General features: G+C 76.7%; 16 protein-coding genes. 9 read left to right on the forward strand and 7 right to left on the reverse strand.

Annotated features, from left to right (window positions below; all coding sequences use genetic code 11):
• Positions 1-16: 16 nt before the first annotated feature.
• From BXA05_RS06330 to BXA05_RS06345, 4 genes are all read left to right on the forward strand, one after another.
• Positions 17-2,020 (forward strand): SUMF1/EgtB/PvdO family nonheme iron enzyme, encoded by a 2,004-nt coding sequence (locus tag BXA05_RS06330; RefSeq protein ID WP_076404346.1) that lies wholly within the window; start codon positions 17-19, stop codon positions 2,018-2,020.
• The gene (locus BXA05_RS06335) at positions 2,017-3,237 is read left to right on the forward strand and encodes a CaiB/BaiF CoA transferase family protein (RefSeq protein ID WP_061267878.1); all 1,221 of its coding nucleotides are present in this window, start codon (positions 2,017-2,019) and stop codon (positions 3,235-3,237) included. The genes BXA05_RS06330 and BXA05_RS06335 overlap by 4 nt, the downstream gene beginning before the upstream one ends.
• Entirely contained in the window at positions 3,234-4,097 is an 864-nt protein-coding gene (locus tag BXA05_RS06340; RefSeq protein WP_076404347.1) for an HpcH/HpaI aldolase/citrate lyase family protein, read from the forward strand. Before BXA05_RS06335 ends, BXA05_RS06340 begins: the two co-directional genes overlap by 4 nt.
• 126 nt (positions 4,098-4,223) lie before the next feature.
• Positions 4,224-6,716 (forward strand): alpha/beta hydrolase-fold protein, encoded by a 2,493-nt coding sequence (locus tag BXA05_RS06345; RefSeq protein WP_143311067.1) that lies wholly within the window; start codon positions 4,224-4,226, stop codon positions 6,714-6,716.
• A 118-nt stretch (positions 6,717-6,834) separates the two neighbouring features.
• Here BXA05_RS06345 and BXA05_RS06350 read toward each other — a convergent pair whose 3' ends face one another.
• The gene (locus tag BXA05_RS06350; RefSeq protein ID WP_076404349.1) at positions 6,835-7,485 is read right to left on the reverse strand and encodes a chitinase; all 651 of its coding nucleotides are present in this window, start codon (positions 7,483-7,485) and stop codon (positions 6,835-6,837) included.
• A gap of 213 nt (positions 7,486-7,698) precedes the next feature.
• Entirely contained in the window at positions 7,699-9,318 is a 1,620-nt protein-coding gene (locus BXA05_RS06355; RefSeq protein ID WP_076404350.1) for an asparaginase, read from the reverse strand.
• A 184-nt stretch (positions 9,319-9,502) separates the two neighbouring features.
• On the opposite strand from BXA05_RS06355, the gene BXA05_RS06360 reads away from it, so the two are divergent.
• A complete protein-coding gene (locus BXA05_RS06360) occupies positions 9,503-10,963 on the forward strand; it encodes a pyridoxal phosphate-dependent decarboxylase family protein (RefSeq protein ID WP_076404351.1) in 1,461 nt (486 codons plus the stop codon).
• A 45-nt stretch (positions 10,964-11,008) separates the two neighbouring features.
• Here BXA05_RS06360 and BXA05_RS06365 read toward each other — a convergent pair whose 3' ends face one another.
• Positions 11,009-12,154, reverse strand: coding sequence for a ScyD/ScyE family protein (locus BXA05_RS06365; RefSeq protein ID WP_076404352.1), 1,146 nt, complete (start codon positions 12,152-12,154; stop codon positions 11,009-11,011).
• Positions 12,155-12,500: 346 nt separating this feature from the next.
• On the opposite strand from BXA05_RS06365, the gene BXA05_RS06370 reads away from it, so the two are divergent.
• Both BXA05_RS06370 and BXA05_RS06375 read left to right on the forward strand, forming a co-directional pair.
• Positions 12,501-13,334 (forward strand): VOC family protein, encoded by an 834-nt coding sequence (locus tag BXA05_RS06370; protein WP_076404353.1) that lies wholly within the window; start codon positions 12,501-12,503, stop codon positions 13,332-13,334.
• A gap of 46 nt (positions 13,335-13,380) precedes the next feature.
• Positions 13,381-14,748 carry a hypothetical protein gene (locus BXA05_RS06375; RefSeq protein WP_076404354.1) on the forward strand — a complete coding sequence of 456 codons (1,368 nt, stop codon included), beginning with the start codon at positions 13,381-13,383 and terminating at the stop codon, positions 14,746-14,748.
• 99 nt (positions 14,749-14,847) lie between these two features.
• Here the strand turns inward: BXA05_RS06375 and BXA05_RS06380 are convergent, their stop codons facing one another.
• From BXA05_RS06380 to BXA05_RS06390, 3 genes are all read right to left on the reverse strand, one after another.
• Positions 14,848-16,737, reverse strand: coding sequence for a glycerophosphodiester phosphodiesterase family protein (locus BXA05_RS06380; RefSeq protein WP_076404355.1), 1,890 nt, complete (start codon positions 16,735-16,737; stop codon positions 14,848-14,850).
• Between the two features lie 311 nt (positions 16,738-17,048).
• Positions 17,049-17,735: a histidine phosphatase family protein gene (locus BXA05_RS06385; protein ID WP_076404356.1), complete on the reverse strand. Its 687-nt coding sequence runs from the start codon at positions 17,733-17,735 to the stop codon at positions 17,049-17,051.
• A 121-nt stretch (positions 17,736-17,856) separates the two neighbouring features.
• Positions 17,857-19,065 carry a hypothetical protein gene (locus BXA05_RS06390; RefSeq protein WP_143311068.1) on the reverse strand — a complete coding sequence of 403 codons (1,209 nt, stop codon included), beginning with the start codon at positions 19,063-19,065 and terminating at the stop codon, positions 17,857-17,859.
• A gap of 117 nt (positions 19,066-19,182) precedes the next feature.
• Between BXA05_RS06390 and BXA05_RS06395 the strand changes: the two genes are divergently transcribed.
• Entirely contained in the window at positions 19,183-20,061 is an 879-nt protein-coding gene (locus tag BXA05_RS06395) for an alpha/beta fold hydrolase (RefSeq protein ID WP_076404358.1), read from the forward strand.
• A 16-nt stretch (positions 20,062-20,077) separates the two neighbouring features.
• On the opposite strand, the gene BXA05_RS06400 is transcribed toward BXA05_RS06395, so the two are convergent.
• Complete coding sequence (locus tag BXA05_RS06400) at positions 20,078-20,686, reverse strand: hypothetical protein (protein ID WP_211435829.1); 609 nt, start codon at positions 20,684-20,686, stop codon at positions 20,078-20,080.
• Positions 20,687-20,835: 149 nt separating this feature from the next.
• On the opposite strand from BXA05_RS06400, the gene BXA05_RS06405 reads away from it, so the two are divergent.
• Complete coding sequence (locus BXA05_RS06405) at positions 20,836-21,882, forward strand: GlxA family transcriptional regulator (protein ID WP_076404360.1); 1,047 nt, start codon at positions 20,836-20,838, stop codon at positions 21,880-21,882.
• The last annotated feature ends 20 nt before the right edge of the window (positions 21,883-21,902 follow it).

Genomic DNA, 21,902 nt, shown 5'->3' on the forward strand with positions numbered 1-21,902 from the left:
CCGAGGGAAAGGCACCATGACCTACACGTTCGACCCGCTGGTCCCGCGCCCGATCGACCTGCCGACCGAGGTCGCGCTCGACGGGCCGCTCACGCCCGAGCAGTCCCTCGCGCTCGACGAGGCGAAGATCTTCGTCGGCCCGGCCGACCCCGCCGACCGCCCGGCCTGGCGCGAGCGCCTCGCCGCGTGGCGCGACGACGCGCGCCGCCGCCACGGGTACACGGGCGCGGCGTACGACCGCCCGGCCGCGGCGTGGGCCGCGGGGTGCTCGACGGTCGCGCAGGTGTGGCTCTGGGACGAGCTGCTGTACTCCTTCGAGGAGCACCGGTTCACGCCCGAGCGGTTCCTCGCCGACGCGCGCGAGCGGTTCGGCGGCCTCGACGCCGTCGTCCTGTGGCACGCGTACCCCGTCATCGGGATCGACGACCGCAACCAGTGGGACTTCTACCGCGACGTCCCGGGGATCGTCGACCTCGTGCGGACCTTCCACGACGCGGGCCTGCACGTGTTCGTCGACTACAACCCGTGGGACGTCGGCACGCGCCGCGGCGACGACGACCTCACCGAGCTCGCCGCCGTCGTGCGCGACCTCGGCGCCGACGGCGTCTTCCTCGACACGCTGAAGAAGGCCGAGCCGGAGCTCGTCGCGCGGCTCGAGGCCGCGCGCCCGGGCATCGTCCTGGAGGGCGAGTCCAAGCTCCCGGTCGAGCGCATCGAGGACCACTCGTCCTCGTGGGCGCAGTTCTTCGCAGACTCGCCCGTGCCCGGCGTGCTGCGCGCGCACTGGTACGAGCGCCGGCACATGCAGCACCACGTGCGCCGCTGGCACCGCGACCACTCCGAGGAGCTCCAGTCCGCGTGGCTCAACGGCGTGGGCGTCATGGTGTGGGAGGTCGTGTTCGGCGTCTGGGTCGGCTGGTCGCGGCGCGACGCCGCGACCGTGACGCGCCTGGTCACGGTCCAGCGCGCCGCGCGTCCGCTGCTGCTCGACGGCGAGTGGACGCCGCTGGCCGAGCTCGCACCCGAGGCCGAGGCCGCCGGGGTCTACGCGTCGCGCTGGGAGCTCGACGGCGTGACCCTGTGGACGCTCGTCAACCGCGGCGAGACGGACCACGACGGCCCGCTGCTCCCGGACGGCACGCCCGGGCGCGTGCCCGGCCGCGGCATCGCCGCGGTGCTGCACGTGGCCGACGGCGCCGCCGAGCCCGCGTGGCTGCCGCACCTGCGCGACGTGGTCGCCTCGCTCGACGAGACCGCGCCGCACGACCCCGACGCGCGGTTCCCGCACCGGCTCGCGCGGCGCCTCGACGCCTCTGTCCCCACGTCCGCTCCGACCGGGGGGACGGACGCGGCCGGGCCGGGGGCCGTCGTCGTGCCCGCGGGGCCGTACGTGCTGACCGTCCGGTACCGCGCGCGCGAGACCGGGATGTACCAGGGTGCGCCGTACGTGGACGAGTGGAAGCCGCTCCCGCCGCGCCTGCACGACGCGCGGACCCTCCAGCGCGACGGCGAGCTCGCCGCCCCGGTGGCGGTGGGCCGCGACGTGACGAACGCGGAGTTCGCGGAGTTCCTCGCGGCCACGGGCTACGTGCCCGCCGTCGCGCACCGCTTCCTCGCGCACTGGGTCGACGGCCGTCCCGCGCCCGGCACGGAGGACGAGCCCGTGACCTTCGTCGACCTCGACGACGCGCGCGCGTTCTGCGCGTGGCGCGGCGGGCGCCTGCCCACCGAGGACGAGTGGCAGCTCGCGGCCGAGCAGCCCGGCTGGACGCGCGGCGAGCCCGCCGTGTGGAGCTGGACGGGCTCGGAGCACTCCGACGGCCGCACGCGGTTCGTCATGCTCAAGGGCGGCAGCGACCACCGCGCCGAGGGCTCCGACTGGTACGTCGAGGGCGGGCGCCACGCGGCGGACTACGCGGTCAAGCTCCTCGTCCCCGGCCTGGGGCTCGCGCGCGGCGCGACCGTCGGGTTCCGCTGCGCGTGGGACCTCGCCGACGACGCGACGGGGGTGACGGCATGACGGACGCACCGCGCGTCTCGCGCGACCCGGCCGCGGGCGCGCTCGCGGGCCTGCGCGTCGTCGACGCGTCGACGCTGTTCGCCGGGCCCATGGCGGCGATGCACCTCGGCGACCTGGGCGCCGACGTCGTCAAGGTCGAGCACCCCACGAAGCCCGACCCGTCGCGCACGCACGGCGCCGCGAAGGACGGCGTGAACCTGTGGTGGAAGACGCTCGGGCGCAACAAGCGCACCGTCACCGCGAACCTGGGGAGCGACGGCGGCCGCGAGGTGTTCCTCGCGCTCGTCGCCGAGGCGGACGTCGTCGTCGAGAACTTCCGGCCCGGCACGCTCGAGCGCTGGGGCCTCGGCTACGACGAGCTGTCCGCGCGCAACCCGCGGCTCGTGCTCGCGCGCGTGAGCGGGTTCGGGCAGGTCGGGCCGTACCGCACCCGCCCCGGGTTCGGCACGCTCGCCGAGGCGATGAGCGGGTTCGCCGCGATGACCGGCGAGCCCGACGGCCCGCCGACCCTCCCGCCGTTCGGGCTCGCCGACGGCGTCGCGTCGCTCGCGACCGCGTTCGCCGTCATGGTCGCGCTGTCCACGCGCGAGCGCACCGGGCACGGGCAGGTCGTCGACACGGCCATCATCGAGCCCATCCTCGCGATGCTCGGGCCGCAGATCACGCGCTGGGACCAGCTCCGCACCGTGCAGCCGCGCACCGGCAACCGGTCCGCGAACAACGCGCCGCGCAACACCTACCGCACGCGCGACGGGCAGTGGGTCGCGGTGTCGACGTCGGCGCAGTCCATCGCCGAGCGCGTCATGCGCCTCGTGGGTCGCCCCGAGATCGTCGACGAGCCGTGGTTCGCGAGCGGCGTCGAGCGCGCGCAGCACGCCGACCTGCTCGACGAGGCCGTCGGCGGCTGGATCGCGCAGCGCACTCGCGACGAGGTCGTCGCCGCGTTCGAGGAGGCGCAGGCCGCCGTCGCGCCGATCTACGACGCCCAGGACATCGTCGACGACCCGCAGTTCCGCGCGCTCGGCACGATCCACGAGATCGAGGACCCCGAGCTCGGGCCGATGCTCATGCAGGGCCCGCTGTTCCGCATGTCCGAGAACGACGGCGTCATCCGCTTCACCGGCCGGGCGCACGGCGCCGACACCGACGCCGTGCTGGGCGAGCTCGGGTTCTCGCCCGAGCGCGTCGCGGAGCTCCGGGCCGAGGGGGCGGTGTGACGGGCCGGGGCGACCGGCCGGGCGCCGCGCCGCCGCTGACGCTGCTGTACGTACCCGCGGACCGGCCCGACCGGGTGGCCAAGGCGCTCGGGTCCGCGGCCGACGTCGTGCTCGTGGACCTCGAGGACGCCGTCGCGCCGGCGCGCAAGGACGAGGCGCGGGCGCACGCCGTCGCGCTGCTCGACGACGCGGCCGCCGCGCGCGGGGTCCAGATGCGGGTCAACCACCCCGCGACGCCGTGGCACGCCGCCGACGTCGCGGCCCTCGCGGGCATGCCGCTCGCCGTCGGGGCGCGTGCGCCGAAGGTCGAGTCCGCCGACGAGGTGCGCGCGCTCGCGGCGGCGCTCCCCGGGCGGGCGCTGCACCTGCTGGTCGAGTCGGCCCTCGGCGTCGAGCGCGCGTTCGAGCTCGCGACGGCGTCGCCGCAGGTCGCGTCCCTCGGGCTCGGCGAGGCCGACCTCCGCTCCGACCTGCGGGTCGACGACGAGGCCGGGCTCGCGTGGGCACGCAGCCGGGTCGTCGTCGCGGCCCGGGCGGCGGGGCTGCCGTCGCCCGCGATGTCCGCGTTCACGCACGTGCGCGACCTCGACGGGCTCGCGGCGTCGTGCCGCGCGGGGCGGGCGCTCGGCTTCTGCGGCCGCACCGCGATCCACCCCGCGCAGCTCGACACCATCCGCGACGCGTTCCTCCCGACCCCGGACGAGGTGGACCGCGCGCGCGAGGTCGTCGAGCGCGTCGGCGACGCCGCGGCGTCGGGCACGGGGGTCGTGGCGCTCGCCGACGGCACGTTCCTCGACGTCGCGATGGTCGAGCGCGCGCGCACGGTCCTCGCGCTGGCGGACCGCCGCCCACGCCACTGACGACCGCCGAGCACGGGATCTGCGACCGGATTCCCCCGAGGACGGTCGCCAACCCCGTGGTCGGCGGGTGGGGGGGGTAGGGGGGTAGGGGGGGCAGTCATCACCGGATCTCGACGAGGAGAGACCATGGACGCAGCACGACGGCCGCACCGGCGGCCCGGGAGGACGGCGGCGCTCGCCGCGCTGGCGGTGAGCGCGACGATCGGCGGGTCGGCGCTCGCGCTGCCCGCGACCGCCGCGGAGCAGGGCACGGTCGAGACGGGGCGGGTCGCGGACTCCGCGGCCGGACCGATCGACTACACGGTCTACCTGCCGCCCGGCTACGACGACGCCGCGCAGGAGTACCCGACGCTCTACCTGCTGCACGGCCGCGGCGACACGCAGGCCGCGTGGCAGCAGGTCACGGGCGACCTCGACGAGCTCATCGGGGCGGGCGAGATCCAGCCGATGGTCGTCGTCATGCCCGACGCGCCGTGGAACGACCGCGGCTCCTGGTACACGGACTCGCTGTACACCGGGGACGCGACGGGCGCCGGCGCCGGCACGGCCGTCGAGACGGCGTTCACGCGTGACCTCGTCGAGCACGTCGACGCGACGTACCGCACGGTCGAGGACCGCGAGGCGCGCGCCGTCGGCGGCTACTCCATGGGGGGCGCGGGCGCGCTGCGGTTCACGCTCGCCCACCAGGACACGTTCTCCGCGGGCATCGTGCTGAGCCCCGCCGTCTACGTGCCGCAGCCGCCGGCCGACTCGTCGGCCCGCGACCACGGCGGCTACGGCGTCGGGACCGCGCCGTTCGACGCCGACCGGTACACGGAGCTGTCCTACCCGACGGCGCTCGCGGCGCTCGACCCGGCGCTCCCGGTGCACCTGTTCGTCGCCGTCGGCGACGACGAGTGGGCCAACCCCGACCCCGCCGAGGCCACGCACGACATCGACTTCGAGTCCGCGCGCCTCTACAACCAGGCGCGCCGCGTCCCGGGCGTGACGGCCGAGCTGCGCGTGCTCGACGGCGGCCACGACTGGGACGTCTGGCGGCCTGCGTTCCGCGAGGGGGTCGTCGACGTCTCGGCGCGCCTGCGCACCACGCCCGCCGCGCCGTGGGACGCCGAGCTCCTCGGCTCCGCGGGCGACGACCGCGCGGGCGGGGTCGCGGCCCTGCCCGACGGCGGGACCGCCGTCGCGCTCAACCTCGCCGGCGCGTGGGACGGGTACGAGCCCGCGGGCGCGCTCGACACGGTCGTCGTGCGGCGCGACGCCGACGGTGCCGAGGTCTGGCGGCACCCGGTTGCGACGGCCGCGGACGACCGCGCGTACGGCGTCGTGCCGGGCGCCGACGGCGGCGTGCTCGTCGCCGGGTACACGAAGGGCGACCTCGACGGCGCCCACGCGGGCACGACCCGCGACGACGGCTTCGTCGCGGCCGTCACCGCCGACGGCGAGCGCGCCTGGACGCTGCAGACCGGCGACCCCGCCGCGGCCGACCGCTTCTACGCCGTCGCGCCCGACGGCGCGGGCGGCGCCTACGTCGCCGGGTACACGAGCGGTGCCGTGGGCGACGCGCCGAGCGCCGGGGACAAGGACGCGCTGGTCGGCCGGGTCTCCGCGGCGGGCGAGCTGCTGTGGCTGCGCCAGGTGGGCGGGCCCGGCGAGGACAAGGCGCTCGCGGTCGCGGCCTCGCCCGACGGCGCGGTGTACGTGGGCGGGGTGTCGGGCGGCGGGATGCCCGGGGCCGAGCGCGCGGGCGCGAACGACGGCTGGGTCGCGCGCTACGGCGCGGACGGTGAGCAGGAGTGGCTGCGCGCCGTCGCGACGAGCGAGAACGACCAGGTCAACGGCCTCGTGGCGCGCTCGGACGGGTCGGTCGTCGCCGTCGGGCACACGCGCGGGGCGCTCGGCGACGGCGGCAACCTCGGGGACAACGACGTCGTCGTGCGCGCGCTCGACACCGCGGGAGAGGTCCTGTGGACGACGCAGGTCGGGACGTCGACCGACGACCGCGGCGTGACGGGCGTGCTCGGCGCCGACGACGCGGTGCTCGTCGTCGGCACGACCTACGGCGCGCTGGGCACGGCCGTCGGCGGGGTCGACGTCGTGACGTTCCCCGTCGCGGCCGACGGCACCCCGGGCGAGGCGACGCAGACCGGGTCGCGCGAGCGCGACGGCGCCGACGAGTGGGACGACGCGAACCTGTTCGCGGCCCCCGCACCCCCCGCCGACGGCCGCGACGGCGCGGCGCTGCTCACCGGGCTCACGTACGGCGCCCCCGCGGGCACGACGAACGCGGGCGCCGCCGACGTGTTCGTGGCCCGGACGCCGTGGGACGCCGTCGTGCCCGACGCCGGGGCCACCGGCCCGGCGCTCGACGTCACCGCCGAGGCGCGGTGCCTCGCGGGCAAGGCCTACGTCGCCGTGCGCGCGACGAGCACCGGGGACGCGCCCGTCGACGTCACGCTCGCGACGCCGTACGGCACGCACGTCGTCGCGGACGTCGCCCCGGGCGCGTCGGCCTACCGGTCGTTCGCCGTCCGCGCCACGACCGTCCCCGCGGGCGAGGCGACCGCGACGGTGGACGGCCGCGCCGTCATCGTCCCGTACGCCGCCCTCACCTGCCCCTGACCCTGACCCTGCCGCCGCTTCCCGCGCGCAGTCGAGCACGGGGTCGGCGACCGTTTCCTCGGGATTTCGGTCGCTGACCCCGTGCTCGGCGGCGGTGTGGGGGTGGGGAGGGGTCGGGTCAGCAGGTGAGGTGGTCGCCCGTCGTCGTTCCGACGATCTCGACGTAGTGGCGGAAGAGGCGGACGCGGTTGTTCATCTGGCGGGGGTTGCCGCCCTCGCACTCGAGCGGGCCGTTGATGGCGCGGATGGTCTCGGCGAAGCCGTGCTCGCCGACGATCGCGTCGTGGCACGTCATCGAGGCCGTGCCGGGCTGGGTGTTCCAGTACCAGAGGGCCGTCTGCCACGCGACGGTCGGGTCCTGCTCGACGAGCCACGGGTCGGCGAGGAGGTCGATCCCCAGCGCCTCCCCGGCCGCCCGGTAGTTGAAGTTCCAGCTGAGCTGGAGCGGGCCGCGGCCGTAGTAGGCGTCCTGGCCGGCGGGGCACCCGTACGGCCGCGCGGGGTCGCAGTAGTGCGGGTAGTTCGCGGTGTTGACCTCGACGACGTGCTCCAGCCCGTGCGTCTCGTGGCTCACCTGCGCGAGGAACGCCGCGGCCTCGCGCCGGGCCACGCGGTCGCCGCCCGACGTCGCGAACGCGGGGTACGCGACCGTCGCCGCGACGAGCCCGGCGTACGTATAGAACGGGTTCCGCTCCGGGAACATCGCGTCGAACTGCTGCTCGGTCACCACGAACGTCGTCGGTGCGGTGGTGGTCGTCGGGTCGGTCACGGGGTCCCCCCTCGTCGGCGGCGGGCCGCGACGCCGCGGCCGCGCCCACCCTACGGGATTGGTGAGGAGACCTGCTTAACCGTGGAAGATGCCTCGAATGCGCCCCCGAGCCGCCCACCGAGACGCCCACGACGCAGCCGAGCACGGGGTCGGCGACCGGATCGGTGCGGATCCGGTCGCCGTCCCCGTGCTCGACGGGTGGGGGTCAGGGTGTCAGCGGCATGCCGTCTCCGGGTAGGCGGCGGTCGTCTGCGTCTGCACGGCCCGCCCGTCGACGTCCTTCGTCGCGACGAGCGTGATCTCGCCCGCGGCGAGCGTCTTGCCCTTCACGGCGAGCGTCTTCTCGGCCGACTCGCCGGCGGGGACCGCCGAGAACGTGTGCTCGCCCGCGGGGGTCTGCACGTGCACGTCGATCGGCACCGAGTCCTCGTTCGTCACGGACGCCGTCAGCCAGAGCTGCTGGCCCGCGGCCTTGCACGACGGCGTCGCGGTGCCGGAGAAGCGGACCGTCGTCGAGCCCGGCTCGGCGCCGACCGTGGCCGCCGTCGCGGACTGGTCGAACGACGCGTTGCCGAAGGTCGTGAACCAGCCCTGGGCGGTCGCGAAGTCGTCGGTGAAAGCGCGCGACAGGAGCAGCAGGAGCCGTGCCTTGACGGCCGTGAGGTCGCCGCCGGCGATGATGCCGTTGCCGCCCCCGTACGACGACCCCGACCCGGTGCGCGTCGTCGAGACGAACCAGACACCCTTGTCGCGGACAGCGGCGGTGCGGGCCTGGCTCATGGCGGACGAGATGCCCCCCGCACCCGTCCCCGCGGTGACGATGCCGCGGACGCCCGCGTTCGCGAACGCCGTCACGGCCTCGCCGCCGGCCTGCTGGTAGGACATGAGGATCTCGACGCGCGGGAGCGTCTTCGCGTCGACCTTCGCGAGGTCGAACGGCGTGAACCACTCCTCGGTGTCGCACGCGAGCACGCGCGCCGGGGCCCGGCCGAGCGTGACGTTGTCGCCGTCGATCCAGCCGAGCACGCCGTACTCGCGCGTCTGGAACGTGTCGGTGCGGTACGAGTTCGACTTCGTGACCTCGCGGGCCGCCTGGATCTCGTCGTTGAGCATGAGCACCGTGCCGAAGCAGAACGTCTGCTGGGACGCGGCGACCTTGATCGCGTTGTAGAGGTTCGCGGGCGCGTCCGTGCCGAACACGAGGCTCGAGTCCGGCCCGGCGCCCGACCCCCACGGGCGCATCGAGCCGGACGTGACGACGGGCTTGCGCGACCGCACGGTGAGGTCGAGCCAGTAGGCGAACTCCTCCTGCGTGTCGGTGCCCGTCGTGACGACGACGGCGTCGGCGGTCTTCAGCTGCTTCTCCACCTCGAGCGTGAGCGCGTGGAACTGCTCCATCGAGTAGCCGGACGAGCCGGCGTTGCCGAACTGGACGGCGGTGACGTCGGCGACCGCGTCGAGCTCGGGTCGCAGCGTGTCGAGCATGTCCTCCATGAGGTAGGTGCCGGCGCGGTAGCTCGTGAACGTGTCGCGGCCGCTCGCCTTGCCGGCCATCGTGCCGCCGGTCGCGACGACGACGACCTTCGGCTTCTCCGCGGCGGCGGTCGCCGTCGCGGTCGCGTACCGCGCGGACGTGATGCCGAGCGGGTTGGCCGGTGCGGTCCCGGCCGCGAGCACCGGTGCCGCGGCACCCTCGGCGCGCGCGGCGGCGGCCGACGCCCGGGAGTCGGCGACGGTGTACGCGACCGTCGCGGCGAGGGCGGCGCACGCGAGCACGAGCGCGACGACGGCCGCGACGGCGCGGCCGGACAGGGTCAGGGTGAACGTTCTCAACAGGGGGCCTTCCGTCGGGGGGAACATCTGGCCCGCCCGACGCTAGGGACCGTGTGTTGCCTGGGGATTGCCTGGGCGTAAGAAGTACGGACGTGCCGGTTACCGCCGGAGCGGTTGACCCGCGCTCCCCGCGGGTCCAGCCTGGCGGGGGGCCGGCGTCGGTCCGGCCCGGTCAGGAGCGGTCATGGACGATCGCGACGCCGCCCTCCTGCGGGCGCACGAGCACGCCGCCGCGTGGCTCGACTCCCTCGCGACGCGCCCGGTCCCACCCCGGGCGGGCGTCGCCGACGTCGTCGCCGCGCTCGGCACGGACCTGCCGAACGGTCCCAGCCCGGCCGCCGACGTCGTCGACCTGCTCGCCACGGCGTGCGGGCCGGGCCTCACCGCGATGCCGTCGGGCCGCTTCTACGGCATGGTCATCGGCGGCAGCCACCCGGCGGCGCTCGCGGCCGACTGGCTCACGAGCGCGTGGGACCAGAACTCCGCGCTGCGCACGGTCACCCCGGCCCACACCGCCGTCGAGGACGTGACGAGCGCGTGGCTGCTCGAGCTGCTGGGCCTGCCCGCGTCGGGCGCGGTCGGGTTCGTCACAGGCGCCACGACCGCGAACTTCACGGCGCTCGCCGCCGCGCGCGGCGAGGTGCTGCGCCGCGCGGGGTGGGACGTGCGGCGCGACGGCCTCACGGGCGCGCCGCGCGTACGGGTGCTCGTCGGTGCCGAGCGGCACGAGTCGGTCGACCTCGCGCTGTCCTACCTCGGGCTCGGGGCGCCCGAGGTCGTCGCCGCGGACGACCAGGGCCGGGTCTCGGTCGCCGCGCTCGAGGAGGCGCTGGCCGACCCGGCCACTCCCTCGGACGACCAGGGCTCTACCTCGCGGGACCTGGCCTCCACCTCGCGGGACCAGACCTCTACCTCGGGGGACCGGGGCTCTGCCCCGGCGCCCACGATCGTGGTGCTGCAGGCGGGCAACGTGCACTCCGGGGCGTTCGACCCGTTCGGCCCGGCGGTCGAGGTCGCGCACCGGCACGGCGCGTGGGTGCACGTCGACGGCGCGTTCGGGCTCTTCGCCGCCGCGTCGCCGACGTACCGCCACCTCGTCGCGGGGTACGAGGGCGCGGACTCGTGGGCGACCGACGCGCACAAGACGCTCAACGTCCCGTACGACTGCGGGCTCGCGATCGTCGCGGACCCGGCGCCGCTGCGGGCCGCGATGGGCATGCACGGCGACTACCTCATCCAGAGCGAGGCGGGCGACCCGCTCGACAAGGTGCCCGAGCTCTCGCGGCGCGGTCGCGCGTTCCCCGTCTGGGCGGTGCTGCGGGCGCTCGGTCGCTCGGGCGTCGCCGACCTCGTGGACGGGTTCTGCCGCCACGCGGCGACGTTCGCCGACGCGGTGCGCGCGCTCGACGGCGAGGTGCTGCACGACGTCGTGTTCACCCAGGTGTGCGCGGCGTTCGGGGACGACGCGCGGACGCAGGACGTCGTGCGGCGCGTGCTCGACGACGGGACCGCGTGGATGTCCGGCTCGCGCTGGCACGACCGCGCCGTGCTCCGCGTCTCCGTGAGCTCCTGGGCGACGACGGACGCCGACGTCGCGGTGAGCGTCGGCGCGCTCGGCCGGGCGGTCGCTGCGACCCGCGTCTGACGACCGGCCCCGGGCGTCGGTGCGACCCCCGGGGCCGGTGGTGCGTCAGCGCCCGCCGTGCCGGCCGAGGTCGATGCGCACGAGGTGCCCGTCGGGCGGCGTCGTCTCGTCCGCCGGGAGGGCGTTCGTCGTCGCGAGCAGACCCTTGCCGTCCCACTCGAGGCCCGCGGGGAGCGGGACCTCGACGAGGGTGCTCGGCCCGCGCTTGCCGACCTGCGAGATCTTCCCGCCGAACAGCTCGGCGACGTAGACCGTGCCGTCGCCGGACACGGCGAGGTTGGTCGCTCCGAGGAACCCGGAGGCGAGCTGGCGCACCGCGCCGCGCCAGGGATCGACCGTGTACACCGCGCCGCGCGCGCCGAGGCTCGCGTCCTCGGGCCCGCCGGGGAGCGTCGCCACGTAGAGCACGCCGCGCGGGCCCACCTCGACGTCCGTCGGGACGGGCTCGAACCAGTACGTCTGCCCGACGACGCACGCGGGCCACCCGAGCCCCGCCGCCGCCTCGGCGGTGACGACCGCGGGCTGCGCGGGCAGCACGGCCACCGTCCGGACCCGGCCGCGGTCGCTCACCGACAGGATCGCGTTGGCGCCCGCGTCGGCGACGTACGTGGTGCCGCGGGACGACGTCGTGGCGTACGGGTGGGAGTCCGCGATCCCCGTGTACCGGGGCGGGACGGGCGACGCGGGGACCTGGGCGACGCACGCCGGGTCGGTGTCGCGCAGGCCGTAGGTCACGCCACCGTCGGGGTTGTTCGCCTGCTCGTACGCGAACGTGTCCGCGAGCACGACGGGCGCGCCCGTCGGGTTGCCCTGCCGGTCGGTCTGCAGCATCGAGACCTCCGACGCGACCGGTCCCTCCTCGCCGAGCTGCGTCTCGGTGAACGTGATCCGGCGGCCGTCGAAGGAGACGCCGCCCACCTCTCCGCCGTCGGGCGACGCGTAGAGGACGGTCGGGGTGCCGTCGCGGCCGACGGCCGTGAGCAGCCCGGGGAAGTTCTGGGTGACGTAGGTGGTGCCGCGCGGTCCGACCGCGAGGCTGAGCGGCGTGACGAGGCCGCTCGCGACGTCGGTCACGGTCGGCGGGCGCGGCGAGGGCTTGCCGCCGTGCGCGACGGCGGGCCCCGCGACGAGCACGAGGGCGGCCGTCGCGGCGGCGACGGCGGCGGGCAGGGCGGTGCGGAGTCTTCTCATGGGTGCTCCTGGTCCGGCGGTCCCGCGGGGGCGAGGGGAGCCGGCGCGCGCTGCTGTCGGCGCGGGCGTCGCCCCGGGGACGAGGGTGAGGTGGTCGTCGGGCCGGACGACGTGGCGCGCCGGGGGCGTGCCGTGCGACCGGCGAGGCGCCGGCCGGGAGTCTGCTGTGCGTCGGCGGTGAGCACAGACCTCCGAGTGTGCACCTGCGGGCGGCACGGGTCCACCATCGTCGCCCCGGGCGACGGGCAGGAGGGGGACGCGCAGCCTGCCGCGGGGTACCGCGCGGGCAGGAGACCGGGGCCGCGGGCGGGGGTGACGATGTGGGCGCCCGGTGGGACCGTGAGACATGGACACCTCGCCGTCCCGACCCGTCCGCACCTACCCGCACGGCGTGCCCTGCTGGGTGGACACCGAGCAGCCCGACGTCGACGCCGCCCTCGCGTTCTACGGCGCCCTCTTCGGGTGGGAGTTCGAGGACCGGCTCCCGCCCGGCGCGGGGGAGCGGTACGTCGTCGCCTCGCTCGGCGGGCAGGACGTCGCGGCCGTCGCGACGGGCCGCGGCGAGCCCGGCTGGATCACGTACGTCGCGGTCGACGACGTGGACGCGTCCGCGCGCGGCGTCCCGGACCTCGGGGGCGAGGTCCTCGACGGCCCGACGACGGTCGGCCCGCCGGGGCGCATGGCGACCGTGCGCGACCCCCAGGGCGCGACGTTCCGGCTGTGGCAGCCGGGCACGCGGCTCGGTGCGCAGCGCGCCAACGAGCCGGGCACGTGGAACTTCAGCGTGCTGCGCACGCCCGACGTCGCGCGGGCCCTGCACTTCTACGGCCCGCTGCTCGGCTGGGAGGTGAGCCCGGACCTCGGAGCCGGGATGGCGCGCGTCGAGGGCTACGGCGATCACCTCGCGCGGACCGTCAACCCGGAGATCGACGCGAACCAGGCGGGCGCGCCGCCCGGCTTCCGGGACGTCGTGGCGGGCGTCCTGGAGGAGCCCGGACGCGCACGCCACACCGTGACGTTCGCCGTCGCGGACCGGGACGCCGCGGCTTCGGCGGCCGAGCGCGCCGGTGCGGTGGTGCTGTCCTCGGCCGACACGGGGTGGACGCGCGAGGCGGAGGTCCGCGACCCGCAGGGTGCGGTGCTCACGCTCTCGCAGTTCACGCCGCCCGAGGGCTTCTGACCGGACGCTGACCGCCGGGTGGAGGCGGGTGCGGCATCATGACGCCGTGAACGTCGTCACGCGCAGCCCGCACGCCCAGGTCGTCGACCGTCTCCGCGCCGCGGACCTCGAGTACGGGCGCGTCGGCCCGACGGACGAGCGCGGCTGGACCTTCGCCGAGGTCGACACCGAGAACGGCACGGCGACCGACGCGGCGGACGCCCCGACGTCGGCCGCGGAGGCCCTCGCGCAGGTCGACGCGCTCGTGCCGGTCCCGTGGGTCGTGCAGCTCGACGCGGGCTCGGACCTGCTGCCCGAGGGCGTGAGCGCGATCCTCGCCGCCCGCACGGACGCCGTCGCGCCGCCGGTCGTCGTCACCTGGGCCCCCGCGCAGCCCGGCTCGACCACCGACCACACGATGCGCCTCGACGGCGACCCGGGCGCCGTGCTCGCGGCCGTCGGCGCGCTGGTCGGGCTGCGCGACGCGACGACGGCCGCGGACCGGCTGCGCGCGCTCGAGCACCCCGACGACCTCCTCGAGGCGTTCGCGGCGGTCGCGGACCTGCCCGCGACGGACTCGGCGGCGCCCGACGCCGTCGTGCAGCTCGTCCGCGCGGACGCCGCGTTCGTCCGCGCCGCCGTGCGCCGGGCGGGCACGGCGTGGGTGCGCGCGACCGACGAGCGCACCGTCGTCTGGAGCGCCGCACGCCCCGAGGTGCCGAGGTTCGGCGCGGCGGACGAGGCGGCGCAGGAGGCGTTCCGGTCGGCCCTCTCGGGCGAGTTCCGCGCGCGGTCCACGATCGAGCGCGGCCTGCGGGCCGGGGAGGTCGTCGTCAGCCTGGAACGGACCGGCGGCGGCGTCGCCTGGACGCTCAGCACGCCGGGGCGCCCGTGGGTCTTCGGGAGCTGGAACGACACCTGGACGGACCTCTCGACGTCCGGCCCCGAGGGCGCGTACGAGGCCCTGGTCGAGGCGTTCGGCGCGCCGCGCGACCCGGGCCGGCTGCGCGCGCTGCTCGCCGCGTCGACCTGGCCCGGCGACCCCGTCGCCGAGCTCGCCTACCTCCTCGGGCTGCCCGCCGCGCTCGTCGAGGCCGTCGAGGACCCGGCGCGGTTCCGGCACGGCGCCGAGCGCGTCCAGCCCCTCGGCCCGACGGCGCCGCTCACCGCGACCGAGAAGGCGGCCCTCGTCGCCCGCGCGCCCCGGCGGGGCGCGGGGAGCGCGGCGTGGGACGTCGTCCTGCTGGTGCTGGGCCTCGCGCTGCTCGGCCTCGGGGCGGCGATCCTCGCGACGGACGGCGCCGTCGTCGGGTCGGACGGACCGCCCGGGTGGGACGTCGTCCCGTGGGTCGCGGGCGGCGCCCTCGTCCTCACCGGCTGGGTGCGGGCCGGGTCCGCCCGCGGGGAGCGGCGACGCTTCCTCGCCGACGCGTGAGCGCCCGTCCCCGGTCGGCTCCGACCGGGGACGGGCGACGTACCGGGCCGCTGCGCGCAGCGGCCCGGTCGATGTCAGGCGCCCCGTCAGGCTGCCCGGTCAGCGGCCGTCGAGGTGGTCGACCTCCTCGAGCAGACGCTCGCGCGTGGCCGTGTCGCGCACGAACTTCTCCACGACCTTGCGCACCGACGCCCACCGCCCGGCCTCGACGGCGTCGAGCGCCTTCGTCAGCTGGCCGGGCGGGAGGTCGAGCGCCGCGAGGCGCGAGCGCAGGCCCTCCGGCGTCACGGTCACGACGACGGTCGTCTCCGCGGTCGCCTCGCCGCCCGCGCCCCGCGCGGTCGCCGTCACCGTGTGCTCGCCGAGCGCGAGGTCCGCGGCCGGGACGACCGCCCCGTTGTCCACGGGCTCGCCGTCGAGCGTCACGACCACCTCGTCCGCGTCCGTCGTGCTCGCCGCGACGACGAGCGTGCCGCCCCGCTCGACCTCGGTGCCCTCCGCGGGGCTGACGATCGTGACCGTCGGCGCGCCGGGCGCGGGCGCCTCCTGCTCGCGCGCCTGCTTCCACCCCACGAACGCCCCCGCGCGGTCGGTGATGATGCCGTCGACCCCGATCTCGGTGAGCCGCGCCCAGTCGGCGGCGGAGTTCACCGTGTACGGCATGACGGCGACGCCCGCCGCGTTGAGGTCGGCGACGACGCCCGGACGCGCGAGCAGCGCGCTCGCCGACGGGTTGTACATGACCGCCCCGAGGTCCTGCGCCACGGTGACGGGGTCGGCGTCGAGCGCGCCGCGGAGCAGCCCGCGCGGGATCTGCGGGGCGTGCTCGCGCGCGGCGCGCAGCGCGTCGACGTCGAACGACTGGAGCACCACGCGGTCCTCGAGCCCGGCCTCGACGACCATGTCGACGACGCGCTCGACCTCCGCGGACGTCTCGGGCCCCTTGATCTCCAGGAGCAGGGTCGACGAGCCGGTCTCCAGCAGGTCGAGCAGCTGCGCGAACGACGGCAGCCGCTGCCCGGCGAACGCGGGCGAGAACCAGGACCCGGCGTCGAGCGCGGTGACCTGCTCGCCCGCCAGGACGGCGACGTCGCCCGTGCCGTCGGTCGTGCGGTCGACCGTCTGGTCGTGCAGCACGACGGGGACGCCGTCGGCCGTGGTGTGCACGTCGACCTCGACGTACTCCGCCCCCGTGCGCATCCCGGCCGCGACGGCCGCGAGCGTGTTCTCGGGCGCCACGGACGAGTAGCCGCGGTGCGCGACGGTGACGGGCAGCTCGCCGTCGCCGCCGACGTACGACGCGGGCTCGATCTCGGTGACGGTCACGTCGTCGACGCTCACGGTCGCCCCGGCCGTGACGAAGCCGAGCGCGCCGTCACGGGACCGGTCGATCCGCCCCTCCAGCACGGTCCGCCCGTCGAGCGCGTACGTGACGGCCGCGCCCTGCACCTCGACGGACAGGTGCACGTCGCGCCCGGTCGCCGCGTCGGTCGGCGCCGAGCCGGTGTACGGGACGTTCCAGGCGTCCGCGGCGGTGCGCTGGGCGATCTCGACACCGTTGGGCGCCGTCGTCGTGGTGCGCAGGACCGCCTGCCACCACGGGGTCGTGCCGTCGGGCGCGACGTCGAGGATCGCGCCCGCCCAGCGCGACGCGTTGTCCACGCTCTCGAACCGGAGCGTCGCGTCGAGCCGGTAGTTCTCCGCGGAGCGGCCGAACACGATCCGCGCGGGCGACGACCCGTCGGGTGCGTCGCCGACGAGCCGGCCGTCGCGCACCTGCCAGTCGCCGAGCACGGGCGTCCAGCCCTCGGGGAGGTCGTCGCCGTCGAACGACTCGGCGAGCAGCACGTCGCCGGGTGCGGCGGCCGCCGGGGCCGCGAACGGCACGGTCGCGGTCGTGGCCGTGGCGGCGACGAGCGTCGTCGCGAGCAGGGTCCCCGCCAGTGCTGCGGCGGTGCCGCGCACGGCGCGGCGTCGGGTGGTCGTCATCGGGTCCTCCGAGCGTCGGGTCGGTTGCCCCGGCGACCCTAGGAACGCGGCGTTGCGCTCCGGTGGACGCCGGGCGACGCCCCGGGGACGGTCAGGTGTCGGGACGCCGCCGCCCCCTCGGCATCCCCTCGAGCCTCACCCGGGCGGCCCGGTCGCGCCCGTCAGGAGCAGGCGACGTCGGCCCCTGCCGCCCCGTCGACCACGGGGTTGATCCCCGTCGAGCACGGGGTTGGCGACGTGTTTCGCCGGGAGAGCGACCCCAACCCCGTGTTCGGCGGAGGTCTCTGCCGGGGGGTCGGGCGGGGCGGCGGTTAGGCGGGGAGTCGGGTGCTCGGGCGAGCGGGGATGGGGGCGGGGCGGGCGGCGACGTGGCCGTGGCCGGCGACGTCGACCCCGACCGCGAGGAGGCGGGGGACGCCGTCGGTCACCTCGACGGTCGAGACGGACGCGTTGGGCAGCGCGACGAGGCCGGTGGGGGCGAGCGTCGCGAGCCACGCGCCGAGCGTGAGGCCGTGCCCGACGACGAGCACGTGCCGGTCGCGCGTCGCGCCCGGGCGGGACGCGTCGTCGTGCGCGGCGACGACGCGCGTGAACACCGCGCGCACGCGCGCCATGAAGTCCCGGCCCGGCTCGCCGCCGCCGACGCCCGGGTGGGTGCCCGCGAGCATGCGGGGCACGAGCTCGGCCCACGGCTCGACGGCGTCGAGCTGCGACTCCGGCCGTCGCTCGTAGGAGCCGAACGACAGCTCGCGCAGGTCGGGGTCGACGGTGAGCGGGAGGTCGGGGTGGTGCCGCAGGATCTCCATCGCCGTGAGGACCGCGCGGCCCTGCGGCGAGGAGTACGCGGCCGCGAAGTCGTGCCGCGCGAGGTGCTGCGCCGTGACGCGCACGCCCGCGCGTCCTGTGCGGGTGAGGGGGGAGTCGCACGCACCCTGCAGGTGGCGTCGTGCGTTGAGGTACGTCTGCCCGTGGCGTACGAGCGTGATCGTCAGGGTCATCGTCGCTGTGCCCTCTCCGGTGCGTCCCGGTCTGCTGGTCACGGCCGACGCTAGGGGACGGGGGTGTCGGCACGACGACCGCCGGGTGACGCCGGGGTGGCGGGTGCCGGAACGCCGCCCCTCAGGAGCGCGCGGTGACCTCGTCGCGGTGCCGGGCGTCGTCGGGCCCGGGAGCGTCGTCGGCGCCGCGCGGACCCGCCTGCTCGGCGTCGGGTGCCTCCGCCTGCACGGGCACGCGCTCCGCGGGCTGCTCGGGAGCGACGGGCGCGGGCCACGGCTCGTCGGCGACGGCCGACCCGGCGTGCGGTCGCGCGCCCGCGTGCCGGTGCGCGACCACCGCGAGCGGCGCCACGAGCACCCCGCACACCATCCCCCACGAGAGGCCCGCCTCGAGCACGGGGAGGGTGCGGCCGGCGTCGGGCAGCACGCCGCCCGCGGCGAGCGTGGAGGAGACGACGGGCACCGCCGCCGCGAGGGCCGCACCCCCGGCGCACGCGAGCCACACCCCGAGCAGCAGCGCCGCGCGGCCCTCGACCGGCGGCAGGCGTCGCGCGGCGAGCGCCGTGAGCAGCCCGACCGCGAGACCGACGCCGACGGGCAGCAGCAGGTGCACGGGGTCGGCGAGAAGCGCCGCGCGGTCGACGGCGATCCGGGCGGAGGGCAGCAGCACGACGTCGCGCGCCACGCCCCACGGCGACTGCGGGTCCGCCGCCCCGGGGAGCGTCGTGCGCCCGACGCCCGCGGCCGCCCACAGCACGCCCGTCGCCGTGCCCGCGGCGAGCGCGGCGGGCCACGCGCGCACGTGCAGCGGCGTCCGGGTGTGCCGCGTGCCGGCGGGGTCGTCGTGGCGGTCGGTGAGGGCGCGCGCGACGGTGACCGTCACCGCCACGAGCGGGCCGTTGACAAACCCCCACCAGCCGCCGAGCGCGGTCGCGACGAACCGGGTGATCGTGTCCGCGCGCCAGGCGAGCGTGACGCCGGCGAACCAGGCCGCCGTCGCGGTGAGCGCGGACGCGAGCACGGCCGCGCCCCAGACGGCGAGGAACGCGGCCCAGCGGCCCTCGCCCGCGGGCAGGCGCCGCAGCACGAGGTGCGTGCCGAGCGCGACGACGCCGCCCGCGAGGGCGGCCGTGAGCACGGTGCTGCCCGAGACCTGCTGACTGCCCGTGACGACGCCGGTCGGGTGGGGCAGGAGCGTCCGGACGAGCCCGGCGGGCAGGGCGTGCGCCGCCCCGGCGAGCCAGTCCGCGACCCGCCCGGTGACCACCCAGAGCACCGCGGTGAGCGTCCCCGCGGCGACGACGGCGGGCACGGTCCTCGATGACGGCATCCTGCGAGGGTAGTGGCACCGCGGGGCCGCGCGGACCGCTCAGTTCCGGCGACGGGCGCCGTCTCTACGCACGGGACCTGCCGCGACGCGCGGCGGGACGACGACACGGAGGACGTCATGAGCGAGACCACGACCCGCACCACGAGCCGCACCCTGGACGTGCCGGGAGCCGTCCTGGCCTACGACGTCCGGACCCCCGCGGCGCCGGGCGACCTGCCGCCGCTCGTCGTCATGGGCTCGCCCATGGCGGCGTCGGGGTTCGGGCAGCTCGTGGACCTGATCGACGACCGGGTGGTCATCACGTACGACCCGCGCGGCACGGAGCGCAGCACGCTCGCCGCCGACGGCGAGGTGTCGGTCGAGCGGCACGCGGACGACCTGCACGAGGTCGTGGCCGCCCTCGGGCTGGGGCCGGTGGACGTGTTCGGGTCGAGCGGGGGCGGCGTCGTCGGGCTCTCGTGGATCGAGCGGCACCCGGAGGACGTGCGGACGTTCGTCGCGCACGAGCCGCCCATCACGCCGCTGCTGGAGGACGCCGAGACCGCGACGGCGGTGCAGGCGGACATCGTGGAGACGTACCGCCGCGAGGGCTTCGGGCCTGCGATGGCGAAGTTCGTCGCGCTCGTCAGCCACGTGGGGCCGCTGCCCGCGGACTACCTCGACCGCCCGGCGCCCGACCCGGCGATGTTCGGCTTCCCGACGGAGGACGACGGGTCGCGCGACGACCTGCTCCTCGGCCTCAACCTGGCCACCATGCCGTCGTGGGCGCCCGACGGCGACGCCCTGCGCGCGGCGACGACCCGCATCGTCCCGGCCGTGAGCGCCGCCGGGGAGGGCACGCTCGCGTGGCGGGGCGGCGCGGCCCTCGCCGCCCTCCTGGGCGTCGAGCCGGTGACGTTCCCGGGCGACCACGGCGGCTTCATGGTCAACGAGTGGTCGCCCGCGAACGATCCCGCCGCGTTCGCGGCGGCCCTGCGCGAGGCGCTCGCGGGCTGACGGCGCGCCTCGGGTCTCAGTGGAAGGCGGCGAGGGCGAGGCAGCCCAGGCCGAGGACGACGTCGAAGTACAGGCACGCCTCCGCCATCGGCCGGGGGACGACCTCGCCGCGCCGGCGGTGGACGACGTCCCAGGCGGCGTGGCCGGCCAGGGTCAGCCCTGCCACGACGAGACCGACGCCCGGGTCGACGGCGAGCGCCACCACAGCGAGGGACCCGTAGCCGAGAAGTGCGGCCGCCTGGGGGAGCGTCGGTCGTGCCGCGCCGCGCGCGACACCGATCCCGAGCAGCACGAGCGCGGTGAGCCCGATGCCGGCCCACCAGGGGATGCCCGCCACCTCGCTCGCGACCACGACGAGCGAGGCGCCGAGGATGCTCACCCAGGCGACCCAGGGGCGTCCGAGCGCTGCTGCGGCCACGTAGCAGAGCGCGGCCGCGCTCACGCCGATCGCCAGGGTGGTGCGGTCGGCCACGCCGATCGCGAGCAGCAGGACGGCGACGCCGAGGCCGAGCGCGGCGGGCCAGCGGGCCACGACGGCCCGGGCGGTGCTCGTCCCGGTGCTCGTCCCCCGCGCGGCTCCGGAGCGCGGTCCGGTGGTCTGCCGGGCGGTGCGTGGAGTGCTCATGACGTCCTCGACTCTCGTGGCGGTGCGGTCGGGTGACCGCGCTCTCCTGGGAGGACCAGCCTCACCCTGGGCCGCGGTACTCCCCGGGGGTATCGTGGACGGTGTCCGGATCCGTGGACCGGACGTCGGGAACCCGGGGGTGACGGCTCATGGCGGAGCGGTTGGTGGCGGTCGTCGGCTACGCCGGCGCGGAGCTCCTGGACATCGCGTGCGTGACCTCGACGCTCGTCCTCGCGAACCGTGTGGGCGCCGCGCCGCTCTACCGGGTGGTGCTGCTGACCCCGGGCGGGCGACCCGTCGCGTGCGACTCGGGCCTCACGCTCGCGAGCCACGGCTCCCTCCAGCGGTGGGTCGAGCCGGTCGACACGGTCGTCGTGACCGGAGGGCTCGGCCACGAGGAGGCCGGTGCCGACCCGCTCGTCGTCGCGCACGTGCGCCGGGTGGCCGCCCTGAGTCGCAGGGTCGCGTCGGTCTGCACGGGCGCGACCGTCCTCGCGGCGACGGGTCTCCTCGACGGGCGTCGTGCCACCACGCACTGGCGCTACGCCGACCGGCTCGCGCAGGAGTACCCCGCCGTCCGCGTCGACCCGGCGCCCATCTACGTGCGCGACGACAACGTCTACACGTCGGCGGGCGTGACGAGCGCGCTCGACCTCACGCTCGCGCTGGTCGAGGAGGACAACGGTCCGGAGCTCGCCCGCAGGGTGGCCCGCGCGCTCGTGACGTACCTCCAGCGTCCGGGGAACCAGGCCCAGATGAGCGTCTTCACGGCGGCCCCTCAGGTACGGGACGCATGCGTCCGGGCCGTGGTCGACCTCGTCGCCGCGCGGCTCGACGGAGACCTCTCGCTCCCCGCCCTCGCCGCCCACGCGGGCGTGAGCCAGCGCCAGCTCACGCGCCTGTTCGTCCGGCACCTCGGCCGCACGCCGGCGCGGTACGTCCGGCGAGCCCGGACCGAGGCGGCGGCCCACCTGCTCGCGTCGACCGACCGCCCGGTCACCACCGTCGCCCGCGAGTGCGGGCTGAGGTCCGCGGAGGCGCTGCGGCAGGCGTTCGCCGCGGAGTACGGCCTCGCGCCCTCGCAGTACCGGGCCGCGCACCGGCGTGCCGGGCGCCTCGCCCCGCCTGGCGGGACCGGTCCGGGAGCCGCCGGGCTCCGCGGCGCGCGCGGCGAGCAGGAGCGGCTGCCGACGTAGGGAACCCGCGCACGGCCCAC

This window comes from Cellulosimicrobium funkei (genome assembly GCF_900155925.1).
GTDB classification, from domain to species: Bacteria; Actinomycetota; Actinomycetes; order Actinomycetales; family Cellulomonadaceae; genus Cellulosimicrobium; species Cellulosimicrobium funkei.